This window comes from Sphingobacteriaceae bacterium (genome assembly GCA_016715905.1).
In the GTDB taxonomy this organism is placed as follows: Bacteria; Bacteroidota; Bacteroidia; order B-17B0; family Aurantibacillaceae; genus Aurantibacillus.
Window position 1 is genome coordinate 533,148 of sequence record JADJXI010000017.1, and the last position, 25,027, is coordinate 558,174.

Genomic DNA, 25,027 nt, shown 5'->3' on the forward strand with positions numbered 1-25,027 from the left:
TTTATCCTGTTTGATTTTACACATTAAAAATAATAATTTTTCTCAGCTAAAATTTTAATTAATTTTAAAGATATTGTTAATATTTGGGTGCGGAATTTTGTTAATTTCATTGGGATTAACGGCAACAGCCTATTTTTCATAGATACTAAATCAATTTTTTTGTACCTTCAACAATCAAATCCATTAATTATGAAAATCCAGTTGAAATTTCTTTTTAGTCTGTTGTTATCAGGTCTGCTATTTTATTCCTTCACCTATAAACCGGCATTTGAAGAATTGGCTTTGAACGCCGCAATTCCAAAAGCTGATTATAAGATGAAAGATGTTTCCGGTAAAGAGATTTCTTTGGGCGAAGCCAAAACCGCTAAGGGTTTGTTGGTGATTTTCAGTTGTAATACTTGTCCGTATGTTAAAAAGAGCGAAAGCAGAATTAAGGAATACAGCGATTTTTGTTTAAGTAACGGAATTGGTTGTGTTTTGGTAAACAGCAATGAAGCGCAGCGTGCCGAAGAAGATAGTTTTGATAAAATGGTAGCTTACTATAATGAGCAAAAATTAAAATGCGCTTATACTGTGGATATAAAGAGTGCATTGGCTGATGCTTTTGGCGCAACCCGCACGCCTCAGGTATTTTTATTTGATGCCAAAGGATTAATTTATAAAGGAGCTATTGATGATAATGTGAAAGATCCTGCTGAAGTGAAAGATCCTTATTTGAAAAATGCATTAAATGCTTTGGTAAAGGGAAGTAAACCGGCCACACAGGAAACCAAATCCATTGGTTGTACAATTAAACGCATAGAGTAATTTGTTGCTCTATTTTTCGTAAACTTTTGAGGGCTGAATTATAGGGGTCATTACTAATTTTATTAAGAATCTGGAGCTTTTTCTTGGCGTTTATAATTGTAATATCAGTTATTCCCAAATAATTCCATTTAATTCTAAAACTCAAGCCATTCGGAATGGGCAAATTCAGTAAATTTGTTTGAATTAATTATGTTTAATAAAGAGCTTGATCCGGAAGATTATTATTTGAGTCCGGAGGGTTACGTTATTTTTACTGAAAAGTATCATTTAAAACGGGGCTATTGCTGCAAAAGCGGCTGTAAGCATTGTCCGTATGGCTACAATAAAAAAACCGGACGTATAGAAAAACCGATTAAATGAGATACTTTTTAAATATTCTGTTTGTATTTTCTTTTTTTGGCCATATGGCTCAAAGCAAAAAAGACAGTTTGGAAAACATCATTCAAACCGGAAAGGATTCTGCAAAAATTAACGCCTTGTTTGCTTTATCAAATATTTATTACAAAAACGATACCGTAAACAACCGGATAACCATAAATAAAATGTTGGAACTTTCGGTTAAATCCAAAAACGTATTTGGTATTTCACAAGCCTTTTCAAAAAAAGCACAACTGATTTTGAAATTGCAGGGAAGCGAAGCAGCCTATGCATGCCTGAAAGGGATGTTACCTTACATTGATACGATAAAACCTAACATTTATTTAGGCACCTATTATTTAACCTTGAGCAATATTTATTTAGCCGATGGTAATGCTGATTTAGTGATGAAAAATTCCATAAATGCCTTAAAGGTGTATGAAAAACTAAATGATTATTTGGGTATTGCCAGAGCCTACCACGGTTTAAGTGCATTAACTACGGAGAGGGGATCTAATAAATCATTTGAATATGGATTAAAGGCTTTGGAAAATTATATTTTGGCCAAGGATGTAAACGGGGAAATAAGTATGCAAATGAATTTGGGAGTGAGTTACTTAAAAAGAGCTTTCTCCACTAATAATGAAAAAGATGGTGAAAATGCCTTTAAGCATTTATCAAAGAGTGCAGAAAAAGCAATACAAACCAATGATGATGTAAATTTGGCGGCATCTTATTCAAATTTGGGAGCCCTTTTTGGCTTTAAAAAGGAATATAAAAAGTCATTGGATTATTGCAGAAAAGCATTGGTAATACGTAAAAAATTAGGCAATAAAATTTCCATTGCCAGTACGCTTACCAATATCGGACATAACTATTCTGAATTGAATCAAAAAGACAGCGCAGTGTATTATACCCTGGAAGCTTTAAAGTATGCAGATGAGATTGGAGCGCCTTATATACAAATGGGATGTTATGAGCAATTATATTTAATCTATCAACAAAGTAAAGAAGCAGATTTGGCCTTAAAATATCACAAACTTTTTAAAACGGTGAGTGATGAATTGCAGAATCAGGAACGAATGAAATCCTTACAAGAGATAGAAACCAAATTCGAAACGGAACAGAAAGATAAAGAAATTATTGTATTAAATCAGTTGCAAAAAGCAAAGGATACCGAAATTTCACATCAAAAAATCATCAATTATTTAATTGCCTCCGGATTAATTGTTGTGATTTTATTTTCCGCATTTTTAGGTAAAATATTTATTGATAAAAAGAAAGCCCATAAACTTTTAAAAGCTCAAAATGAACTTATAAATGAAAAAAACAGAAACATAACCGATAGTATAAACTATGCAAAAATAATTCAAAGTGCGGTTTTGCCTAACGATAATGAATTTTTAGAACATTTTAAGAACGGATTTATTCTTTTTAAACCTAAAGATATTGTGAGCGGCGATTTTTATTGGTTTACACAAAATAATTCGAAAAAAATTATTACGGTGGCCGATTGTACCGGTCATGGTGTTCCGGGTGCATTCATGAGCATGATTGGCATTTCTTTTTTAAACGAAATTGTAAATGAGAATGAAATCACCAACCCGGCTGAAATTTTAGGCTTACTCCGTTATAAAATTAAAACAGCCTTGAAACAAAAGGATTCAGAAAAACAAGCGCAGGATGGCATGGATATGGCCTTACTAACTTTTGATGAACACTTCAATACTGTTGAGTTCGCCGGAGCCAATAATCCCTTATGGATTTTAAAAAAAGGCGAAAATATGATCACTGAATTTAAACCGGATAAAAAACCGGTTGGCTATTATCATGGCGAAACCTTACCTTTCACCAAAACTCAAATTCCTTTACAAAAAGGAGATGCCCTTTATATTTTTACAGATGGAATTGCAGATCAGTTTGGCGGACCTAAAGGAAAAAAGTTTAAATACAAACAACTGAAACAAATATTAATTGATTTGAAAGATGCCTCTATGCAAGAACAGAAAACGGCCATCGAAAATTATTTCCAACAATGGAAAGGTGACATAGAACAAACTGATGATATTTGTATTATAGGATTGAAAGTTTAAGAAAATGACAGAACAAGATTTTAAAAAAACGATTTTAACGGGAATTCCTAATGAATTGCCGGAATTAAAACCACACGACCCCAACATCAATCACGCTCCTAAAAGAAAAGATATTTTATCTACCGTAGAAAAGCGTTTGGCTATTAAAAATGCCTTGCGCTATTTTGATAAAAAACATCACCCTGTTTTAGCACCCGAGTTTGCGGAAGAACTAAAAAAATTCGGACGCATTTACATGTATCGTTTTCGTCCGGATTATAAAGTTTACGCTCGCCCTATTCAGGATTTTCCTTATCAAAGCCTACAGGCCGCCGCTATCATGCATATGCTTAGTAATAATTTAGATTATGCCGTTGCACAACATCCGCATGAGCTAATTACTTATGGCGGTAATGGCGCAGTTTTTCAAAATTGGGCACAATATTTATTAACCATGCAGTATTTGGCTACCATGACGGATGAACAAACTTTGGTGTTGTATAGTGGCCATCCCATGGGCTTATTTCCTTCGCACAAAGATGCGCCCAGGGTGGTAGTTACTAATGGCATGATGATTCCTAATTACAGCAAACCCGATGATTGGGAAAAATTTAATGCTTTAGGTGTAACACAATATGGTCAAATGACAGCCGGGAGTTTTATGTACATTGGTCCGCAAGGCATTGTACACGGCACAACCATAACCGTTATGAACGCTGCCCGTAAAAAATTTAAGAATGAAAAGGGCAGCAAAGGAAAATTATTTGTAACCTGTGGCTTGGGAGGCATGAGCGGAGCACAACCTAAAGCCGCAAAAATTGCGGGATTGGTTTCTATCACGGCCGAAATAAATCCCAAAGCTGTTCAAACCCGTCATAGTCAAAAATGGGTGGATGAGGTGTATGCGGATTTAACCGAATTAATAGCTCGAACAAAAAAAGCCATGGCAGCACAAGAAGCCGTGAGTTTAGCTTATCAGGGCAATGTAGTTGATTTGTGGGAAAAGTTGGTCGAAGAAAACATGGAAGTAAGTATAGGTTCAGATCAAACTTCTTTGCATAATCCCTGGGCCGGAGGATATTATCCTGTAGGTTTTTCATTGGAAGAAAGTAATGAAATGATGGCCAATGAACCCGATAAATTTAAAAAGGAAGTTCAAAAAACTTTGGTTCGTCATATTAATGCCGTAAATAAATTACACGCCAAGGGCATGTATTTTTTTGATTACGGTAATGCCTTTTTGCTGGAAGTGAGTAGAGCAGGAGGAGATGTTTTTAAAAATGGAACAAGTGGCGACTTCAAATACAATTCTTACGTACAGGATATTTTAGGCCCTATGTGTTTTGATTATGGTTTTGGTCCCTTTCGTTGGGTTTGCACCAGCGCCAAAGAAGAAGACTTACGTAAAACAGATGAATTGGCATTGATCGTATTGGAGGAGATGTACAAATCGGCTCCAGCTGAAATTAAACAACAATTAAGTGATAATATAATTTGGATTCGCGATGCCATGAAGAATAATTTGGTGGTAGGTTCACAAGCCAGAATTTTGTATGCCGATAGTGAGGCCAGAATCAAAATTGCCAAAGCTTTTAATCAAGCCATTGCCAAAAATGAAATTTCAGCTCCGGTTGTTTTGGGGAGAGATCATCATGATGTAAGCGGAACGGATTCTCCATATCGGGAAACTTCTAATATTTACGATGGAAGTAAATTTACCGCCGATATGGCCGTGCAAAATTTTGTGGGAGATGCCTTTCGGGGAGCAACCTGGATTAGTTTGCATAATGGCGGTGGAGTAGGATGGGGAGAAGTTATTAATGGAGGTTTTGGTTTAGTGTTGGATGGAAGCCAAGATGCAGACCGTAAGTTACAACAAATGTTATTTTGGGATGTAAACAACGGAATTTCGCGCAGGGCCTGGGCCAGAAATGACGAGGCATTGTTTGCCATCAAAAGAGAAATGCAACGTACACCCAATTTAAAAGTTACCTTACCGAATTTAGTGGATGAGAATTTACTAAATGGATTATTTTAAATTTAAATAATTTTTAATACAATCACTTTAATTATTAGCTTGTGCTTGCCAGCGCTAATTTTACTTTTTCAATTACATGTAAGAAATCTTTTTTTAGTTCTTCGTTAATTATTCCGTTTGCTTCACTAAAATTTTCCTGAAACTTAGGTAAAGAAAAACTTCCCACAATATTGGCACCCATCCTCGGATAATAATTTTTTGCAGCTTCTAAAACGGTTAATCCTCCTCTTGCACCGGGCGCTGTAGAAAGTAAAAGCATGGCTTTGTTCCCCCATGTTTTTCTCTCTTTAATTCGCGAAGTCCAATCCACTAAATTTTTAAATCCAACATTGTAAGAGCCGTTATTTTCTGCAAGAGAAATAATGATTAAATCGCAACTATCAATACTTTGCGCGAAGGATTTTGCAATAGGATGAATGCCATTTGCAGCTTCTTCATCCAAACTATATATTGGTAAATTTATTTCACTTACATTAATAGAATTGTTTTCGGTAGATTCAAAAAAGCCTGAAGCATATTTTGCAAATTTTCTATTAATTGAGTTTTTAGAATTGCTTCCCCCTATACTTAATAATTTCATTTTTAAGTATAAAGTTAATGAAACGCTTTGAATTAATTTTTAATTGTTTTAAAAACTATAATTAGCACTGAAGTTCCCGGTGAATTCATTAAATCCTTTAACGCTAGGGCCGGCTTGCTTTTGTAAGTATATAACACTGGCCGAAAAATTTAATTTTCCGATTTTATTATTGGAAATTTTAGGACTATAAGCCAAATTAATTCTATGCGAAAAAAGGGCACTCGAATTTTGTTGGTTAGCAATGGAAGCATTGTAAGTACTGCCTCCGCTTAATTTCATTTTAGTGCTAAATAAACTCGTTCCTATATTAATTCCGGGACCCCAATAAATAATTTGTGTGTTTTGTGCTATCACTTCGTTTAAATTAAAAAGCGCCGAGAAGTTTAATTTGCTTTTAATAAACATATTATTATACGATAAATTTAAATTTCGGACCACAGCTGGAATTTCTTGAGCTGACTGCATAAGTGGAACTGTATTAAAATTACCCTGTGCTTGCGAACTAATCATGTGATTTGCGTTCAACATAATATTTTGTTTAGATTTGTTGTTTCCGAATTGATGCATGGCTGTGAAATTGGCGCTTTGTGCTATCTGATAAAAATTTAAGGTATCCAAATTATTTCTGAAAAAGGGATCTTCCTGCGGTCTTTGTTTGGTGAAGGATGTAAAATTGCTGTATCCTGCATTAAAGTTCCATTTCATATTGGGTGCGTAATTTACGGAAGCTGATCCTACCCATCGTTTGGTGGTATTTAATTTATCTTGCTTTAAATTATTTTTTTGCAAACCTGTATTTACATTAATATTTAATTTTCCCTGTAATAAACTTAGGTTTGGTGCAATGGTATAATTCTCAAAATCATTATTGAAATAATAAGCTCCCAAAGTTTTGTAATCCGGCTCTACTCGTTCGTAATTAAAATTAATGCTAAATAATTTAAGTCGGTAACCCAAGCTTCCTTTGTATGCGGCAAAAAATTGTGAGGTTGCATTTACACTAAATAACAAAGGCATTTTGTTTTGAGGATAGGCATTCAGTTCCGGCGAAGACAATAAATTTCTGGTGATTCCGCTTAAAGCGTATTCTCCTTCCAGCGTTAAATTTTTAGACAAGGTTGTTTTGCCTCCTAAACTAATAACGGTATTTTCCATGGGCGTAATTTGTGTATTGAGTGGAACGAAGGATAAGGAATTGATTACGTCACGGGCCGAAAAATAAATAGCTTTAATGGCATGTCCACCCCAATCGTATCCCAAACTGGCGCCATAGCCCATTCGTTTGTATGACATATTTATGTCGTTGTTGTTTTCAAAATCATATTCTACGGCTTTTTTTAATCTGCCATACATGGCCGAAAATTTAATTTTATTCGGATTTAGCTCAATGCCGGCTCCGGAAAATAAATGTCCGCCTAAAGTATAAGGCGAAAAATTCATGCTTGTATGGCCTATGTATGCTTTGGCCCATTTGTAACTCGGACTAAAACAATTAATATTATATGGTTGTGTATAGCTGAGTAGATTGTTGCTGTAATTAAAAGTATAAGGCAAAGATATTCCGGCAATATTTCCGCTGATGTTTCCACTTACAAAATAAGTAAACGGTTGTCTTCTGTTTTCTATGCCATCCGCATGATAAAATACAGAGGAGTAATTTAATCCTCCGTTTACTTTCAACATGTCTTTTTTACCAATTTTTTCTAAATCTTGCGCTGCAATATTTTTGGCGAAAATCGCAATTCCAATAATTATTACGGCAAACCTCATTATTTATTGATGGAAAAGATTTTAGATTTAGAATCAAATTCCCCAATTACTTTTAAAAAGTAAGTTCCGTTAGGCAGTAAGGGTAAACTTATAGGCGTATGTATATAATTGGTATCGTAATAATTCTGTTGAAAAAACTTCGTCGGATTTCCATTCCAAACTTGTAAACTTACATTTTGTTTTTTGTAAAATTCAACCTGAACAAAAAATTCTCCGGAGTTAGGATTAGGAAATAAAATACAAGATTTGATTCCATTAGCATTGTATAAATCGGCTTGCAAACTATCACTTTCCAAAAATCGAATGGTTTTAGTGCTTTGTATAACGCAATCTCCAAAAAACCCGGTCATGGTAAAATTAAAACTGCCGGTATCGGGCATTACAATTACCGGATTAAACATATCCCCTCCAATTTTAAATGCTCCTAGAGGTAAAGTCCAGTGAACAGAGTCTGGACGAGGAATACTGATATCCACCAGTACAATAGTATCCGATTTATAATTTTTGGTACTGGCTAAAAACCGGGGCTGTGGTAAATTACTGTATGCATTTATGTTGGCACTGGAAGTGATTATACATCCAAGCGAATCTTTGATATTAATTTGATAATTTCCAAAAGCTAAACCGCCATAAACATTTTGATTGGTAAAAGCAGAACCGTTTACTGAATATTTATAAGGCGGAATTCCCCCTTTGGCATAAATTAAAAGCGTTCCCGAATTATCAATATCACAATCTCTGAACGTGATGGTGGAATCCTGAATATCAGCAGGAACATTAACCTGAATTGTTTGTGTGCCTGCACATCCTCCCGGACCGTTAGCATTTACGGTATAAATTTGTGTGGAAGAAGGAGTAACAATAGCGGTGCTGCTGATACTTCCGGAGCTCCAGAGATAGGAAATGCCATTTAAAGTTCCTTGAGCAATTGCTGATAAAATAGCAATACTGTTTTTACATACCGTTGTATCGTTAGATTTGGATAAAACCAGACTTGGGGTATATACTACATTTACCGAATCAATTTTTGTGCATCCGTTTTCCGGATTAAAAGCATAATGAAAATATTTTCCCGGAGAATTTATTATGGCCGGATTGGAAGAAGAATAATTTTGTGGTCCGGACCAGGTGAGATTACAGTTTGCCGGTGCGGGTATGGCGTTTACACTTACCGAGTAAATACTACAATTGAGTTGAGGGGTATAATTGTTTATACTAATAAGAGGAGCTTGCGTGTTTTGATTGACTAATACAATCAAAGAAGAATCCACACAATTGTTAGCTGAGCGTGTTACAATTAATTTCAAATTATTTTGTGTAACTAAAGCTAAAGGATTTACAAATACAGAATTATCTGCAATGCTTTTCCAACTAATTATAACCCCCGAAGTATCCGATGCGCCCACTATATTGGTTTGTGGTTTAAAACAGGTAATGGTATCAATGGGGATAATAGGCCCCAAATATGTATGCGAAATAATTTTTGCATTTGGAAAAATTTTAAAATTTTGTAGAGTTACCAAACCACTATCTTTGCAGCCGTTCAAATTATCAGTAATAATCATGTGATAATCGGATGCAGATTTAGCATAAACCGGTTGAGTAGTATAACTCAAACCATTATTAATTCTCCATTCCAAAGTGGTGTTTGTGTTTGTACTGTTTGCTTGTAAAAGTGTAGAATCTGGATTACAAATTAAATTGAGTGGAGATGGGGGAAGTACAAATTCCGGTTTAAATATAATATTGACCACTAAGGTGGATGTGGTGGAATTAAGTCCGCAATCATTGCTGCCAATAACACTGAGCGTACCGTTAGTGCTTAAGGTGGTGGTTATTAATTTGGCCGTACTTCCATTTCCCAATGGAACCAAAGTGGCATTAGTTCCGGAGTATGTCCAGGTATATGTATTCGCATAACGAATTGGGGCAATAAATATTTTATCGTTTCCGTTGCTGGGCGAACATATATTTACGCTGGTATTCGGACTAGGCAAATTGCTGCCGGGATATAAAATATTATCAGAGGTGTTAATTGGGGGGAAGCAATAAATAAAAAATTCGGAGGGGATATAGTTTCTACGTTTCACATACAATTTGTTTTTGTGCATATCAAACACTTGATCTTGCCAAATCACCGGATATCCCGAAATGGTAAAAGTCCAGGGCATTAAGGTATTATTACTTAAATCCACAGCTTTAATAACGTAAGGATTAAAAAAAATATTAAACTGACTTCCGGCCACTGCCCAGTAATTTCCTTTGGCAATCATGTATTTGTCATAAAAAACAATTTTATCTACGTAAGTATTGTTAGCAAAATCACCATTAAAATAACAACTATCGGAAGTAAGATTCAGGTTGTAATCCAACACCGCATAATTATTCCTCCATTTGTTACTTACCTGCGCAAATAAACCGGCGATGTGAATTTTATTGTTATTTAATTTCATGTCATATATAGCACTGCCGGGCGTAAACGTAACCGGAGCTGCGTTTAGTTGTCCGCTGGAAATATCCAGACTCACTAAATTTCTGCCGATAAAATTTCCGGAAACTGAAGCCGTAAAAATTCCGGATAAAATAATTTTATTGTTTACCAAGACGGAATTTTTGATATAACCCTCAATAGCACCTTGTGCATTAAGTGGATTAGAAGCTATTAGTGAATTATAAGGAATATCAACTCCATTAAATTTGTTTTTGAGTAAAAGTGAATAATAATTAATGCCGGAGGTAGAATCTTTTTGAAATAAGAAAACACTATCGCCCTTTAGTTCGAAAGTAGAAATTTCTTTATAAGATGGATTGGTGGCCGGTGAATAAGACCAAATGGTACCGGGCAAAGATAAATTTTCGTTGATGCGATTGAAATAGTAGCCAAAATTCGTAAATACACTGTTATCGCTTATTTTGGTTTGGTTAGCCACACCTGAATTATAATTAATGAGTGGATAAGGAGCTCCTGCAACCTGATACTTACTTTCTAGCGAGGTGAGCAAAGCATTATCGCTGTACTCATGTTTGGTGATGAGGTTATGCTGTGCAAAAAAAGAATAATTGATGGCGCAAGGAATTCCCCAGGTAGCGCATCCATTCAATAGGTTAAAGTAAATTTTATTATTGATGGAATCGTAGGCTGTACTGTTTACAGCAGCATAGGCATCACTATTCACCACAATCGGTTGGGCTAAAATAACCGATTGCAAAAGCATGAATATGACAACAATTTTTTTCAAGAAAATTTAGGTGCAGTTTAACCGAATTACCGTTTCAGAGTTCCCGGAAAAATCGGGGTATCAAAAATAAAAAGTTTTTTGATTTGGAGGTAAAAAGGAAATAAAAACTAGAGAAAAAAGTCGAATATTTAACAAAAAAAACAGCTAAAACAGCTGAATTTATTACGCTACTAAAACTTACAAGTAAAATGACGTTTTATTCGCTTCATAAATTCTTGCATTTGATTTTTGATCATCAGTGACCCCGAGAGGATTAACTACGTTGATCCATTAAGGACCGGCGGTTGATAATCAAAAAGCAACGATGCTACGCATCCTAATTTATTCCGTTCGATAAACTTACAAGTAAACTTGAGGATTAACTACGTTGATCCTTAGTGCTCGAATGGAGTGGATCAAAAATCAATGCTGCTAACGCAGCTGAATTTATTACGCTACTAAAACTTACAAGTAAACTTGACGTTTTATTCGCTTCATAAATTCTTGCATTTGATTTTTGATCATCAGTGACCCCGAGAGGATTCGAACCTCCAACCAACAGAACCGGAATCTGTCATTCTATCCAGTTGAACTACGGGGCCTGAAATAAAATGCACCATTCTTATTCACGGTTCATTTTAGTTATAAAGAAAAACTATTTGCCTTCTTTTTCGGTTGTAACCGTAGCAAATGTGCTTAAATCACGATCAAAGAAATATAAACCGCCTTTATCACCGCCAATTAATTTTAGTTTGTCTACTATTTGGCGCGCCAAAGCTTCTTCTTCTATTTGCTCACTCACATACCATTGTAAAAAGTTGTGCGTGGTATAATCTTTTACTTTTAAAGTAATTTCAACCAGGTTATTAATTTCCTGGGTAACTTTTACTTCGTGTTTTAAAATTTCTTCGAATACTGATTTTACAGATTTAAAAGTAACCGGAGGTTGTTTTAAAAGAGGAACTATTCCGTGACCACCACGCTCATTTAAAAATTTAATTAATTTGAGCATGTGAATTCTTTCTTCATCGGCATGCCCGTATAAAAAAGTTGAAATCCCATTTAAACCCTGGGTTTCGGCCCAACTGGCCATGGATAAATATAATTGAGAAGAGGAGGCTTCCAATTCAACCTGCTTATTTAAAGCGGCACTTAATTTTGCTGATAACATAATTTATTTTTTTACAAATATACGTTTAATAGGAAATCAATAAAATGATTTAAAATCTCTTTTTAGGATTAAAAGGTTTGTTTGCTTTCTCTACTAAACTTAATATTATTTTAATTTTATTTTCATCGCTTAACAAACGCATGGCTTCTTTCACATCGTTATCCTTTTTTAGCGCGCACTCAATTCTGCCTTTATGAAAGTAATACCGGGCCACAATTTCTTCTTCCAGGTATTTTTTAATTTCGGCCTTATATTCAATTAAATCTAAACTCTTGTTACTTTGAATTTTATTCATGAAATTATAATATTCAGTGATCATCGAAGAAAATACAGCTTGTTCTTCAGCTTCTTCTCTTAATTCTTCCATCTTTATTTCGGCAGATGTTTTATAGGCATAATCTTTTCCTTTTAGATATTCAATAAAGTCAAAATAGTCTTTTTCGGTAAACTCAAAGCTTTGAATATCGGTAATACGAGGATTTTTATTGAAGTACTCCGTTGCATAATTGAAAATGTGATTTTTACTAGCTAAGGCTATTAAGATATCACTATACCTTTCATGTTCTACTTTAACATCGGGCATAATACCGGCACCATCATAAACTATACGTCCGTTTTTAGTTTTAAAAGCAGTAATTAAGGAATCGGGTACTTTTTCTACTCGTCCTTCTTCATTTTTATGGCTATAATCCAAGGCCTGTACGCAGCGTCCACTGGGAATATAATATTTGGCTACCGTAACTTTTACTTTGGCATTATACATTAAATCGGTTGTTTGCTGAACCAGCCCTTTACCATAAGTTCTTTTGCCAATAATAACTGCGCGGTCTAAATCCTGCAATGCCCCGGCAACAATCTCTGATGCAGAGGCCGAATTTTCATCAACCAATACCACCAATGGAATATTTAAATCGAGGGGATTATTTTGTGAAAAGTATGTTTTATCCCAATCGCTTATTTTACCTTTAGTGAAAACCACTTCGCGATTTTTCTCCACAAAAAAATTGACAATGTTTACTGCTTCATGTAATAACCCGCCTAAGTTCCCTCTTAAGTCGAGAATTAAATTTTTACAACCTTCGGCCTTTAATTTTAAAAAAGCATCGCGCACTTCTCCACTGCAATTATCGGTAAAGGTGTGCAGTTTAATTAATCCGGTTTGTTTATTGGGTAAGATACCTGAATAAATAACGGCCGGGGTTTTAATTTCTTCCCGCACCAAATTAAACTCAATGGGCTCGCCACCCGAAGAACGGATAACTTTTAATTTAATAGGTGTGCCGGCTGCGCCTTTTAAAAGCGGACTAATATCATCAATAGTTTTTCCTCGTACATCATTATTATTAATGCCAACTATTTCATCGCCTGATTTTAAACCGGCTTTGTGAACCGGATAACCTTCATGCGGATCGGCAATAATTAATTTTTTATCTATTTGAACTACTGATGAGCCAATGCCACCATATTGCCCTGTGGTCATAAACCGATAATCCTCAATATCGTTTTCGGTATAATAAACGGTATAGGGGTCGAGTGAATTGAGCATGGCATCAATACCGGTTTTCATTAATTGTCCGGGTTTGGTTCCATCTACATAACGGGCATTCAATTCGCGATACAGGGCGTTAAAAATATCCAGGTTTTTGCTGATTTCGAAGTAATCTTGATTTTGAGAACCTGTTTCGGGCTTTAATACAGACTGGCCCAAAACCTGCCCGGATTTACCTGTAATACCAACAAAAACAAATAATAAAAAGCGAAGTATAATACCCTGGTAATTAATCATAAAGTGCTCAAATAGAGACCTAAAATTAGAAAAAATCTCTGTCTTGGTGGTATAAAAATGCTTATTTATCGATTTTTAGCAATAATTTGATACCAAGCGCTCGAAAATGTATTAATTTTGCGCCCCTAATCCCGTAAGATTATGCTTTCCGATTTCTCCAACCAATACAATACAAAATCAGCCTTTCTTGTGGCTTTGGAGAAAATTGAAAATCCAAAACTTCTTACCTTAAAAACTAAATCATGAAACTGTCGTACTTTAAATTTAATTTGCCGAAAGAATTATTAGCTGAATATCCATCCAAAAACCGTGAGGATTCACGCTTGATGGTGGTTGAACGTGCCAGTGGAAAAATCACACACAAAAAATTTAAGGATATTTTAAATTATTTTGATGATGGAGATGTGATGATGTTGAACGACACTAAAGTTTTTCCTGCACGTATGTATGGAAACAAAGAAAAAACAGGTGCTAAAATTGAAGTGTTTTTATTGAGGGAATTGAATGCAGAAAGCAGGTTATGGGATGTTTTAGTAGACCCGGCCCGTAAAATTAGAATTGGCAATAAATTATATTTTGGCGAGAACGATAATTTAGTAGCAGAGGTGATTGATAATACCACGTCGCGCGGAAGAACATTGCGATTTTTATACGATGGTTCGTATGAGGAATTCAGAAAAGTGCTGTATGATTTAGGTGAAACACCATTACCAAAATACATTAAACGAAATGCCGAAGAATCGGACATTGAACGTTACCAAACTGTGTTTGCTAAAAATGAAGGAGCGGTAGCTGCACCAACAGCCGGCTTACACTTTAGCAGAGAGTTATTAAAAAGACTGGAAATAAAAGGTGTACAATTTGCACCATTGACTTTACACGTGGGCTTAGGAACATTTAGAATGGTGGAAGTAGAAGACTTAACCAAACATAAAATGGAGAGTGAGGAGGTATTAATTTCGAGTGATACTTGTAAGATTGTTAACGCAGCACGAGCGAATAAGAAAAAAGTATGTGCAGTAGGTACAACAGTTATGCGAGCCATTGAAACCTCAGTATCTACTACAGGGCAACTAAACCCTTATGTGGGTTGGACCAACAAATTTATTTTTCCTCCATACGAATTTAGTGTGGCAAACTGCATGATTACCAATTTTCATATGCCGGAGAGCACGCTATTAATGATGGTGAGTGCATTTGGCGGATATGATTTAATTATGAAGGCTTATAAAGAAGCTATAAAAGAAAAATACCGTTTTTATTCGTATGGGGATGCCATGTTGATTATATAAAAACGGATTTGATCTAAAAAAAGGGAAACTATATGTTTACCTTTTTTATTAATCTAATTTAAATCCTCCGCTTCCTATTATGGATCCTTCGCAGGAAATTTCGAGTATGTAATTTCCGGGCACCATTTCACCCTGGCCCTCACAATAGGTTGCGCCACTTATTTCTGTATTGGCATAATTTAAACTTTCCTTACCGGCAAAATAACCGCTGCCTTTGTTAAAGCTGAACTTATAGTTATCATCGTAACTTTTGGCCATTTCCTTTCCATCGGGAGTCATGATTCGAATAAAGATGGTTTTTTCACCGGCTTTAGCAATTTTATTTTCCCCTAAACTAAAACTAACTTTAATTTTTTCTGCCTTGCGGGCTTTAGTGGTTTCAACTTCTTTTTTACCCCCACGCTTATAATAAACAGCTTTTGCCGAAATATTAAAACAACTTAAAACACTTCCTTTAGCAATGGTGTTTTTTAATTCATCTTTTTCTTTTTCCAGCACTTCTTGTTTTTCTTTTTCCTTATCGAGTTGTTTTAAAACCGATTTTTTTTCTGCTACTAAGGTTTGATTTAAGGTGTTTAAAGAATCGATTGTGCGAACATAGCCTTTCATAATGGCACGTAAAGTTTCAGTTTCTTTTTTCAATTTTCCAATGATGTAAGCATCACCCCTGTGTTTTTCAGCTTGTTTTATTAGTTCTTCAATTCTTGCCTTCTTCTCTTCAATGTCTTGTGCTAAAAACTTATCGTTGGTTTGCAGGGTTTCAAAATCGCGTTGTAATTCCATTAAATCCGTCTTCACATTGTCGCGTTCAATAATAATTTTTTCGGTTACTATTTTTTGTTCAACTATTTTGTTTTTCTCGTTAAATAACAACCAGCCGGTTATTCCGTTGGTACACATTAACAAAATAATTATGAGCCATAAAAAAAGGGCCCTTTTTTTTCTTGAATTTTCTTCTTGTTTGTTCTGATTCACATAACAAAAATACTTACAAAAAATAGTACATTCGCTTAAAGCTTATGACACTTATTAACGATTTCTTGTCATTAATTTTTCCCAGGGCTTGTCAGTCTTGCAGGGTTAATCTTTTTAAACACGAAAAGCAGATATGTAATTCCTGTTTGGTCCAATTGAATCGCAGCAATTTCCATAAAACGCCCAACAATCCACTTTATCATTTGTTAAGCGGCAGAGTACTATTTCAAAATATAGCTGCCTTTTTGATATTTGAAAAACAGGGTAGGGTTCAAAATATGATACATGCCATCAAATACCAAGGAAACAAAGAATTGGCCATTTTTTTAGGGGAATTATTTGCTTATGATTTGTTAAATGATGGGGTAATGTCAGACATTGATGTGATCATCCCCATACCGCTTCACTCAAAAAAATTAAAACAAAGGGGTTATAATCAAAGCGAATACTTAGGCAAAGGAGTAAGCAATAAATTAAATAAACCTTTAATTACGGATATACTTTTAAAAGCTAAAGAAACCGGGACTCAAACCAAGCTTAAAAAATTTGAACGTTGGGAAAATGTGGGTAAGGTATTTGAAATTTCAAATGAATTGTTGCTTGAAAATAAACATGTATTGTTGGTTGATGATGTAATTACTACAGGGGCCACTTTGGAAGCTGCATCACAACGCTTATTGCAGATAAAAGGTTTAAAATTATCAATTGCAGCTTTAGCCTTTGCGCCTAAAAGATAAATTTACTTGTCTTTGTAAATAACCATATTGATTTTGCCTTTGGTTGGGCTTGAGTTATCGCTTAAGGCAACCACAAAAGGTTTTCTTTCGCCTTCAAAACAGTTGTAAACGACTTGACCCTGGTCTTCTATAGGGTTTGGCAGTTTATTGGCATAATAATCTTTAATATCACAAAATAAATAGGAGGTTAATTCAAGATCGTTACTGTTTATTTGCACGTTAATTTCTTCCAAAGAATCGTTATGGATGACGTATTCTACCGAAAAATTAGTGTCAGAATCCTTTAAAAATTCATAAAATAATCTTCCGTTTTCTTTTTCAGCCGGCGTGTTTTTTTCACTATTAAGAATAGCTTCAGTTTTAGCATTTAAATCCAGCCCTCTAAAAACACCGGATTTGGTTAAAATAATTTCATCTAATAAGGGATGAAATCCTTCAAACACCCTTTGTTTTACAGGAGTTTGCTCAACAATTTCCTGTTTGCAGCCCGTTATAAAAAACAAAGCTAACATGGCAAAGCCGGATATTAGGTGTAATCGCATAGATTTAAGGTTTAAATTTACAAAATAAACAGTGTTAAAGAACAATAAAATGCTAATTAACTAACAGCAATACAAACAAAATTATCCCCTCAAATGCGTTAAATAAAGCTGAGAATTACGTATTTTAGTGAATGGCCAAAATCAATACCGATTTTAGAATTAAGCTTACAGTACTTTTAATAATTTTTACATTACCCTGTATTTTCGCCCAAAAACTACAGAAAAAAGATGCCGAATTATTACTAGATAAAACGATTACTTTTTTGAAAGTTTCTGATGAGATGTCGTTCGTTCAATTGTGGGATTTGAATAATGTTGATTCTTCTAATCATCAGATACAATTTACAATAAAGGATATTAAAGAACATTTTAAAGAGCTGAAATTGTTTTTGGATACGGCTATAAATAATCGTTTGCCCATTAAGGATATAGAAGTAAATAAACTTGATAAAATTGAACAGGCAGAGTACTTATCCAAATATAAAATAAGTGGCTATTTTGATTATCCCAATTCGGTAACAAAAGGGATTTCATTTTATGTTAATTTTAAAAAAGGGGCCTGGTATTATAAATTCTCCCCGGATTATACAGTTTTAGTAAAAGAAACTAAGAAATGATTTATCCGAATTGTAATAAACAGCCCATTAACCGATAAATAAACCTGATTTTAAAAGTAATAAAACATTAATTTTAACGTTGTAGGATACTACATTGGAAATGAAAAAAAGGCTGGTACTTATACTTATTTGGGTAATTTCAAACGCGAGCGCGCAAATCGGTCCTTTTTCCTGGCAAGATCACCTGAGCTTTAATTCGGCAAACACCCTTTGTCGGTTTAACGGCAAAATCTATGCGTCAAATTACAATGGCCTGATGATTTATGATATAGAGGAGGGAACCGGCACTAGATTAAATAAAATTAATGGTTTAAACGACGTAGGAGTTAAATTATTGAGAGTAAATCCCAATAATAATAAAATGTTGGTGGTATATGATAACTCGAATATTGATGTGATAGATGCAGAAGGACAAGTTAAAAACTTTCCGGATATTAAAATCAAAACCATAAATGGGAAAAAAACCATAAACGAGGCTTTTTTTGTTGGTCACTTGGCTTACCTGGCTACCGGCCTTGGGGTTATTGTTTTTGATATGGAAAAATTGGAAATTAAAGATTCCTATATTATCGGCCCTAATGGAACTAATTTGGAGGTATATCAGGTTGCTTTAAATGATTCGTTAATCTTTGCGGCAACGCCTAACGGTCTGTTTCGTGCCAATCATAAATTGAAAATATTAAACAATTTCAGTAATTGGAAATTAGCAACACCACTTCCAAATGGTATTTATTCCGGGGTTGTTGCTGTAGAAAATAAAATAATTGCTGCGTTCGCCCCTTCAAAAATATTACCCGGACAATTAATTGATACTTTATTTATTTTAGAAAATAATATTTGGAAGCGATATACGGATATAGGACAAAACTATATTGTAAATAAATTACTGCATGTAGATGGAAAATACTTTTCGTTTATGGCTCAATTCGGACCCTTAATTGTAGATGTGAATACTAAAGAAACAAAAGCATATATAACATCTTATAACGGTATAGAAATAAAGGCAGAAGATGCTATTTTTTTTATGGACAATACCAACGAGCTGTCTTATTGGGTAGCGGATAGAAGGAACGGGTTGTTTCAAACCTATGGTTCCAATCCATTTTACCCTCAAAACTTAATTACGGTGAACGGTACCAATAAAAGCTACGTAAGTAATATAGACGTAGATAAAGGTGAAGTTTTAGTTTCCCCTTCTTATCCAAATGATGGTGGCGGCACCATATTATTAGTTGAAGGGATTAATCACTACCGTGAAAATAATTGGGAGTATTTTACTTTTAAAGATTTTTCAAATAATTATATCTACGATATTAATCATGTTATTTTCGACCGGAAAGATCATTCCCGTATTTGGGCCAGCTCATGGAGCACAGGCTTGTGTGAATTTAAAGATCACACACTTGTGAAAATATACAATACTACCAATAGTACTTTAAAAGAAGTGGTACAGGATCAAATTCGCATTGGTGGCTTATCAATGGATAAAGACGGGAATTTATGGATTGCCAACAGCGATGTTAAAGAATATATTGCCGTTCGTAAAGCCGATGGAAATTTTTTATCCTTTAATTTAACGGTACCGCGTTTCACTCGTAAAATAATGGTTGACCGAAATAACTTTGTTTGGGCTCTACACGAAAGAGATGGTGGACTAACTGTTTATAAGCATGATAATTTTACCACCTCCGTTGCAAAAGTATTATTTAAAGAAGCCGGTGCCGGAAATTTACAATCCAATTCAGTTTACTCTATTGCGGAAGATAAAGATGGAAAAATTTGGGTGGGTACTTCCGAAGGTATTCGCGTATTTTATACACCAACTAATATTTTTGATCCCACCAACTTTGATGCCGAACCGATTAAAATTATTCAGGATGGGAATGTAGAACTGTTATTGGAAAAAGAAACAGTAACTTCAATTGTTGTGGATGGAGCTAACAATAAATGGGTAGGTACATTATCCAGCGGCCTATATTGTTTTAATTCAGACGGTCAAAAGGAATTATATCATTTTACAAAAGAAAACAGTCCTATGTATTCAAACAATGTGGTTGATTTAAATTACAACCCGGAAACCGGAGATGTTTTTATTGGAACTGATTTAGGTTTACAATCATTTAGAAGCGGAATAATAGAAGGAGCCGAAAACTATTCCCAAATATATGCATTCCCAAATCCGGTTAAACCGGGCTATACAGGAAATGTATTTGTAAGAGGATTGGTAGACGAGTCTATTGTAAAGATTACGGATGAAAGCGGAAATTTAGTGTGGGAAACCAAATCTAATGGGGGACAAATTGTTTGGGATGTAAAAAATCTTTCCGGTGCCAGGGCAGCATCCGGTGTATATATTATATATGCAATGGTGCCCAACGGAGAAATTAAAGCATTAACCAAAATTCTGGTTGTAAATTAATGCGAGTAAATGACAAAGCGCTTGTTTTGCAAGCTGTAAAATACGGCGACAGAAAATCTATTTTGAAATTATACACGCGAGAGCATGGATTACTGAGCGTGGCTGTGGTTACAGGAAGTTCTCCAAAAGCAAAAGTTAAAACATCAAGTATACTTCCTTGTAGTTTAATTGAAGCACAATTGATTGTAAAACAAAATAAAGATGTACAGCAATTAAACGAGGCTTTTTGTTATTGCCCGAATGAAAATATTACAGGCAATTTTGCTAAAATAGGCATAGCTCAGTTTATAAATGAATTGCTTATTAAAACCTTAAAGGAGCAATCGTCAAATTTTATACTTTTTGATTTTATTGAACAATTTATAAAGTACTTGAATGAATGCGATAACAATTTAAATGCTTTACACGTGTATTTTATGCTAGAACTTTCTATTTATCTGGGCATAGAACCGCAGGCTAATTTTGATAACATCAATTGCTTTTTTGATAATCGTGAAGGGAGATTTGTAGCCGTTCATTTGCCTTTTCCAATGGGATTTGACAGAGAAGAGTCCCAACTTTTTAATGAAGCTATTCAGAACAATTCGCCTGAGAAAAAATGGAGTAAGGAACATCGTATAAAATTATTAGATCTTTTACTGGCTTATTATCAAATGCATATTCCGGGTTTTTCGCCTCCTAAAAGTCATATTGTTTTGAAGGAAGTAATGAGTGAGCTGTAATTAGTAATCTCTATAGGAGTTCCAAATCCCGGATTTAATACCAAAATAAATAAAAGGGTCCTGAATAATATAGCCCTCTGTTGTACTTTGCGATCTTTGAATAAAACCGGCTTCCATTCTTAGGTTCATATCCGGAATGAGAAAATAAGTGAATTTAAAATCAAACTGTAAAAAATTATTTTGAATACCCTGTCCGGTATAGTGTCCATATTCATAAGGACGGTTAACATAACTGATAAATAAATTTTGACCCATGTTAGTTTTTGAGTTTGAGGTATCCTTACCTATCAGTGCATAATTTAATTTGCCCGAAAACTCTATGTTCTTTTTGCGAAACTTAACCATACCTAGAAGTTCACGAAAATTCGCTCCCATGGGATGGGCCAAGGGCGAACCGTAATGCGCGTAGTTTTGTTGTACAATGCCATGGGTATATGTGTACGGCCTCACCTCATTATATTCAAACTGAAAGCTTAAACCTCTTTTGCCAAAGGCATTGATATAACGTGCTCCAAGTTGCCAGGCCTGTTTGTTTGCCCACCATCCGGTGCGGGCTCGTATGGCAGATAACAAAAACTCATCTAAGGCCAATTGACCATATAATTTAAAATGTGATTTAAATTTGTAACTTATATTTAATCCCATCAAGGCATTATCGGGAGAGCCAACCGAATATTCAACGGGACGAAAAAAGATAACAGGGTTTAGGTAGTTTACATCAAAAGTTCTGTTACTCAAACTATCATTGCCTCGCCAAATAATATTTTCAAATACAGAAACATTTAGTTCTTTAGTAATGTTGTAACTCAAATAATGAAAACTCGCAAACTTAGTTCTGAATTTTTCTTTTTCACCATTAGCCCCACTAATGTCTGTCATCATGGTATACCAAACATTGTATTGAAAGCGCCAGATATTAGTGTTGATTCGAAAAAAAGGATAGGCCGGCGCAACATCACTCAACAATAAACTGCGATATCCATCGCCAATAAAATGCCGGTCTCTCCCGGCCTGAAAATTAAAAACTTTATTATTGTGGGGCGAATAAGATAAATAACCCGTGTAATCAAAAACCTGATATCCTTTTTTATTGTTGCTATAGGCTTGTCCGAATTCAGGAATAACTTTATTGGCGTAAACTAAGGTGTCGTTAAAATAGGGTAAAGACACTCTGCCACCAACAAGAGTTGCGGCAAAAGTGAAGTCGTCGTTAATATTGGTTTTTAAATGCATCCCGCCTAAATATTCGGCTAGCGGACTTTTCAAAAGAGGGTCGTAACCTATTGATGCATTAACAACAGGATGAAGTTGTAAATTAAACCAGTTTCTTTTCTGCGGTTTTTCGTTAAACGTTTTACTTAAAAAGTAATTTTTAAAAGCATAAAATTTGAAAGGTATTAAAGAGTCATTATAATTTGAGAAAGTACTGCTTAAATAAGGTTTAAAAGAGGAGTGAAATTTAAGATCCGGTCGTTGTATATTCTGATAATCGAAGGCTTCATTCACCTGGTTTTCTAAAAAAGCATTTCGGGCCTGCTGATCATATTGTGCAATGAGAGCATGATTTAACAAAAATAGTAGTATAAAAATCCTCTTCATTTATAAAGTAAAAGTACATAAAAAGCCGCTTCGCTTGCGGTAATTATCAGATTTAAGCACGTTTTGCAATATTGAAAATTTGGCTATCTTTACTATGAGAATGAAATTAAAAATTATATTCTGTATTATTTTGTTTTTGATTAACAAAAATTTGCCAGCGCAGGCCTGCACAATGGGAAATTATTTGACTGCCTATCGAATTCCAACAACTTCGTATCCGTATTTTAGTATTGGCTCTGGAATTACCGTTTCAGTATCTACTAATTGTGGAAATTATAATAACATAAGTTATAGTTGTGGCGGAAACTTATATGCTTGTGCATCGCCGGCTTGGGGATTAATTACAACGACACATTATATCAGACTAACATTTTCGGCCCCCGTTACCAATTTGACCATAATTGTAAATGGCACCAATCAAACCGAAACATTTTATTTTGCCGCAGGTACAGGCGCTATTACCATGAGCAATTATTGTACGCCAGATTACAGTGCTGCCGGTGCATCTGTAACAGATAACGCATTACCGGCTAATGGTTCTATAATGACAGTAAATAATAATATCGGTTCAACTACCTATACTATTACGCATAATGGATTAGGTGCTGGATCAAGAGTTACACTTTTAGATTGTTTTGTTCCTTTAATTATTTTACCTATTGAACTTGCTTCATTCAAAGCGGAGTGTTCAAATAAAAATGAAGCTAAGCTACAATGGAAAGTTATCGGCGGATGGAATAGAGGGATGCTGGAAGTTCAAAAAAGTTTTAATGGGGAAGATTGGACGACTTTAAAAGTATATAATGATGAGAATTATCATGGCGACGGAGAATATACTTATACAGATTATTCAGAAGAAAATGATGTTGCCTATTATAGATTAAAACATGTGGATGATATGGGATATTATAAATTTTCACAAACTATATTGGCCGGGAATTGTCACAAGATGAAAAATGAATTGAAGATTTATCCTAACCCGTCAACCGACAATATACATTTGAGTGGCCATTTGATGGATGAACTTCAAATTTATAATTTAATAGGAGATGTAGTTCAGCGCCAAAAAGTAGAATTGAATTCAAATGAAGCCGATGTGAATATTAAAAATTTAAATAGTGGCGTGTACTTTATCCGTTCCGGGGAGTTAAGTCAGAAATTTATTAAGGAGTAAGTTTAATTATTTGAATTTAAAGGGTTACCATAAACGACAATTTTCGCCTTGCAAAATTTCTTTCTTTTCATAAATCCCTGTTACAATTTCAAGCACATCAATTTCATATAATTTTTGTCCGATGCATAATGTTCAATCAATTTTTTCAATAAAAAAACCCCTGAATAAACAGAGGTTTTTTTAATCTGAAACTGTAATTTTATTATGCTTTCATGGTACTCAATACATTATTCATATTTCTAACCGCTTCGGCACTTTTGTTAAATGCGGCTTGCTCTTCTGCATTTAATTTATAATCCACAATTTTTTCCCAACCATTCTTTCCAATAATTACCGGAACACCTAAACAAATATCTTTTTGTCCGTATTCTCCATCTAAGGCAACGCAACAAGGGAATAATTTTTTCTGGTCGTTAATAATGCTGTTTACCAATTGAGCAACAGCTGCTCCCGGTGCATACCAAGCACTGGTACCCAACATGCCGGTTAAGGTAGCGCCACCTACCATGGTATCAGCAGCTACTTTTTTCAAAGTTTCGTCATTTAAAAACTGTGAAACCGGAACTCCGGTATAAGAAGCTAATCGCGTTAATGGAATCATGGTGGTATCACCGTGCCCGCCAATTACTACTCCGTTTACATCGCTTGCCGGAGCATTTAATGCCATAGATAAATAACATTTAAAACGTGCGCTATCCAAAATTCCACCCATTCCAATGATTCTGTTTTTTGGCAATTTGCTTTCTTTTAATGCTAAATAAGTCATCGTATCCATCGGATTACTTACAATAATAATTACCGCATCAGGTGAGTGTTTTAATACGTTATCGGTTACTGTTTTTACAATGCCTGCATTAATTCCGATTAATTCTTCGCGGGTCATACCCGGTTTTCTTGGAATTCCACTTGTAATTACAACAACTTTACTTCCTGCTGTTTTACTGTAATCATTGGTGCTTCCGCTAACCCTTGTATTGAAACCGTTTAGGGTGGCTGTTTGCATTAAATCTAATGCCTTTCCTTCTGCAAAATTTTCTTTGATGTCTAAGATAACAACTTCACTTGCTATACTGTTAAGTGCAATATATTCTGCACAAGTTGCACCTACATTTCCGGCGCCGATGATAGATACTTTCATATTATTATTTTTA

General features: G+C 34.8%; 19 protein-coding genes and 1 tRNA gene. 10 read left to right on the forward strand and 10 right to left on the reverse strand.

Annotated elements, in window-relative coordinates; genetic code table 11:
• Window positions 1-189: 189 nt before the first annotated feature.
• The 4 genes from IPM51_14810 (at window position 190) to IPM51_14825 (ending at window position 5,274) form a co-directional block, all read left to right on the forward strand.
• On the forward strand, window positions 190-807 hold the full coding sequence (locus IPM51_14810; protein MBK9285570.1) for a thioredoxin family protein: 618 nt from the start codon (window positions 190-192) through the stop codon (window positions 805-807).
• Window positions 808-996: 189 nt separating this feature from the next.
• A complete protein-coding gene (locus tag IPM51_14815) occupies window positions 997-1,167 on the forward strand; it encodes a hypothetical protein (protein ID MBK9285571.1) in 171 nt (56 codons plus the stop codon).
• On the forward strand, window positions 1,164-3,257 hold the full coding sequence (locus IPM51_14820) for a SpoIIE family protein phosphatase (GenBank protein MBK9285572.1): 2,094 nt from the start codon (window positions 1,164-1,166) through the stop codon (window positions 3,255-3,257). The genes IPM51_14815 and IPM51_14820 overlap by 4 nt, the downstream gene beginning before the upstream one ends.
• 4 nt (window positions 3,258-3,261) lie before the next feature.
• On the forward strand, window positions 3,262-5,274 hold the full coding sequence (locus tag IPM51_14825; GenBank protein ID MBK9285573.1) for a urocanate hydratase: 2,013 nt from the start codon (window positions 3,262-3,264) through the stop codon (window positions 5,272-5,274).
• A 34-nt stretch (window positions 5,275-5,308) separates the two neighbouring features.
• Here the strand turns inward: IPM51_14825 and IPM51_14830 are convergent, their stop codons facing one another.
• From IPM51_14830 to IPM51_14855, 6 genes are all read right to left on the reverse strand, one after another.
• On the reverse strand, window positions 5,309-5,854 hold the full coding sequence (locus IPM51_14830; protein ID MBK9285574.1) for an NAD(P)H-dependent oxidoreductase: 546 nt from the start codon (window positions 5,852-5,854) through the stop codon (window positions 5,309-5,311).
• A 48-nt stretch (window positions 5,855-5,902) separates the two neighbouring features.
• Window positions 5,903-7,624 carry a hypothetical protein gene (locus IPM51_14835; protein ID MBK9285575.1) on the reverse strand — a complete coding sequence of 574 codons (1,722 nt, stop codon included), beginning with the start codon at window positions 7,622-7,624 and terminating at the stop codon, window positions 5,903-5,905.
• Window positions 7,624-10,863 (reverse strand): hypothetical protein, encoded by a 3,240-nt coding sequence (locus tag IPM51_14840; GenBank protein ID MBK9285576.1) that lies wholly within the window; start codon window positions 10,861-10,863, stop codon window positions 7,624-7,626. The genes IPM51_14835 and IPM51_14840 overlap by 1 nt, the downstream gene beginning before the upstream one ends.
• A 507-nt stretch (window positions 10,864-11,370) precedes the next feature.
• Window positions 11,371-11,444 (reverse strand) — tRNA-Arg (locus tag IPM51_14845).
• 53 nt (window positions 11,445-11,497) lie between these two features.
• On the reverse strand, window positions 11,498-12,013 hold the full coding sequence (locus IPM51_14850) for a ferritin (protein MBK9285577.1): 516 nt from the start codon (window positions 12,011-12,013) through the stop codon (window positions 11,498-11,500).
• A 49-nt stretch (window positions 12,014-12,062) separates the two neighbouring features.
• The gene (locus IPM51_14855) at window positions 12,063-13,799 is read right to left on the reverse strand and encodes a S41 family peptidase (GenBank protein MBK9285578.1); all 1,737 of its coding nucleotides are present in this window, start codon (window positions 13,797-13,799) and stop codon (window positions 12,063-12,065) included.
• 242 nt (window positions 13,800-14,041) lie between these two features.
• On the opposite strand from IPM51_14855, the gene queA reads away from it, so the two are divergent.
• Complete coding sequence (gene queA / locus IPM51_14860) at window positions 14,042-15,091, forward strand: tRNA preQ1(34) S-adenosylmethionine ribosyltransferase-isomerase QueA (GenBank protein ID MBK9285579.1); 1,050 nt, start codon at window positions 14,042-14,044, stop codon at window positions 15,089-15,091.
• A 48-nt stretch (window positions 15,092-15,139) separates the two neighbouring features.
• On the opposite strand, the gene IPM51_14865 is transcribed toward queA, so the two are convergent.
• Window positions 15,140-16,066, reverse strand: a complete 927-nt coding sequence (locus IPM51_14865) for a hypothetical protein (protein MBK9285580.1) — start codon at window positions 16,064-16,066, stop codon at window positions 15,140-15,142.
• 278 nt (window positions 16,067-16,344) lie between these two features.
• Between IPM51_14865 and IPM51_14870 the strand changes: the two genes are divergently transcribed.
• Window positions 16,345-16,803, forward strand: a complete 459-nt coding sequence (locus tag IPM51_14870) for a ComF family protein (protein MBK9285581.1) — start codon at window positions 16,345-16,347, stop codon at window positions 16,801-16,803.
• Window positions 16,804-16,805: 2 nt separating this feature from the next.
• Here the strand turns inward: IPM51_14870 and IPM51_14875 are convergent, their stop codons facing one another.
• Complete coding sequence (locus IPM51_14875; protein ID MBK9285582.1) at window positions 16,806-17,345, reverse strand: hypothetical protein; 540 nt, start codon at window positions 17,343-17,345, stop codon at window positions 16,806-16,808.
• Between the two features lie 131 nt (window positions 17,346-17,476).
• Here IPM51_14875 and IPM51_14880 point away from each other — a divergent pair, with 131 nt between their 5' ends.
• The 3 genes from IPM51_14880 (at window position 17,477) to recO (ending at window position 21,103) form a co-directional block, all read left to right on the forward strand.
• A complete protein-coding gene (locus IPM51_14880; GenBank protein ID MBK9285583.1) occupies window positions 17,477-17,962 on the forward strand; it encodes a hypothetical protein in 486 nt (161 codons plus the stop codon).
• 100 nt (window positions 17,963-18,062) lie between these two features.
• Window positions 18,063-20,381, forward strand: coding sequence for a hypothetical protein (locus IPM51_14885; GenBank protein ID MBK9285584.1), 2,319 nt, complete (start codon window positions 18,063-18,065; stop codon window positions 20,379-20,381).
• Window positions 20,381-21,103, forward strand: a complete 723-nt coding sequence (gene recO / locus IPM51_14890; protein ID MBK9285585.1) for a DNA repair protein RecO — start codon at window positions 20,381-20,383, stop codon at window positions 21,101-21,103. The genes IPM51_14885 and recO overlap by 1 nt, the downstream gene beginning before the upstream one ends.
• Here recO and IPM51_14895 read toward each other — a convergent pair whose 3' ends face one another.
• On the reverse strand, window positions 21,104-22,702 hold the full coding sequence (locus IPM51_14895; GenBank protein MBK9285586.1) for a hypothetical protein: 1,599 nt from the start codon (window positions 22,700-22,702) through the stop codon (window positions 21,104-21,106).
• Between the two features lie 172 nt (window positions 22,703-22,874).
• On the opposite strand from IPM51_14895, the gene IPM51_14900 reads away from it, so the two are divergent.
• Window positions 22,875-23,876 carry a T9SS type A sorting domain-containing protein gene (locus IPM51_14900; GenBank protein ID MBK9285587.1) on the forward strand — a complete coding sequence of 334 codons (1,002 nt, stop codon included), beginning with the start codon at window positions 22,875-22,877 and terminating at the stop codon, window positions 23,874-23,876.
• Between the two features lie 202 nt (window positions 23,877-24,078).
• On the opposite strand, the gene mdh is transcribed toward IPM51_14900, so the two are convergent.
• Window positions 24,079-25,014 carry a malate dehydrogenase gene (gene mdh / locus IPM51_14905; GenBank protein MBK9285588.1) on the reverse strand — a complete coding sequence of 312 codons (936 nt, stop codon included), beginning with the start codon at window positions 25,012-25,014 and terminating at the stop codon, window positions 24,079-24,081.
• Window positions 25,015-25,027 lie beyond the last annotated feature (13 nt).

Bases quoted from the DNA above. Each gene is read 5' to 3' on its own strand.
- IPM51_14810 (MBK9285570.1), top strand. From the start codon at position 190: ATGAAAATCCAGTTGAAATTTCTTTTTAGTCTGTTGTTATCAGGTCTG.
- IPM51_14815 (MBK9285571.1), top strand. From the start codon at position 997: ATGTTTAATAAAGAGCTTGATCCGGAAGATTATTATTTGAGTCCGGAG.
- IPM51_14820 (MBK9285572.1), top strand. From the start codon at position 1,164: ATGAGATACTTTTTAAATATTCTGTTTGTATTTTCTTTTTTTGGCCAT.
- IPM51_14825 (MBK9285573.1), top strand. From the start codon at position 3,262: ATGACAGAACAAGATTTTAAAAAAACGATTTTAACGGGAATTCCTAAT.
- IPM51_14830 (MBK9285574.1), bottom strand. From the start codon at position 5,854: ATGAAATTATTAAGTATAGGGGGAAGCAATTCTAAAAACTCAATTAAT.
- IPM51_14835 (MBK9285575.1), bottom strand. From the start codon at position 7,624: ATGAGGTTTGCCGTAATAATTATTGGAATTGCGATTTTCGCCAAAAAT.
- IPM51_14850 (MBK9285577.1), bottom strand. From the start codon at position 12,013: ATGTTATCAGCAAAATTAAGTGCCGCTTTAAATAAGCAGGTTGAATTG.
- IPM51_14855 (MBK9285578.1), bottom strand. From the start codon at position 13,799: ATGATTAATTACCAGGGTATTATACTTCGCTTTTTATTATTTGTTTTT.
- queA (MBK9285579.1), top strand. From the start codon at position 14,042: ATGAAACTGTCGTACTTTAAATTTAATTTGCCGAAAGAATTATTAGCT.
- IPM51_14870 (MBK9285581.1), top strand. From the start codon at position 16,345: ATGATACATGCCATCAAATACCAAGGAAACAAAGAATTGGCCATTTTT.
- IPM51_14875 (MBK9285582.1), bottom strand. From the start codon at position 17,345: ATGCGATTACACCTAATATCCGGCTTTGCCATGTTAGCTTTGTTTTTT.
- IPM51_14880 (MBK9285583.1), top strand. From the start codon at position 17,477: ATGGCCAAAATCAATACCGATTTTAGAATTAAGCTTACAGTACTTTTA.
- IPM51_14885 (MBK9285584.1), top strand. From the start codon at position 18,063: ATGAAAAAAAGGCTGGTACTTATACTTATTTGGGTAATTTCAAACGCG.
- recO (MBK9285585.1), top strand. From the start codon at position 20,381: ATGCGAGTAAATGACAAAGCGCTTGTTTTGCAAGCTGTAAAATACGGC.
- IPM51_14895 (MBK9285586.1), bottom strand. From the start codon at position 22,702: ATGAAGAGGATTTTTATACTACTATTTTTGTTAAATCATGCTCTCATT.
- IPM51_14900 (MBK9285587.1), top strand. From the start codon at position 22,875: ATGGGAAATTATTTGACTGCCTATCGAATTCCAACAACTTCGTATCCG.
- mdh (MBK9285588.1), bottom strand. From the start codon at position 25,014: ATGAAAGTATCTATCATCGGCGCCGGAAATGTAGGTGCAACTTGTGCA.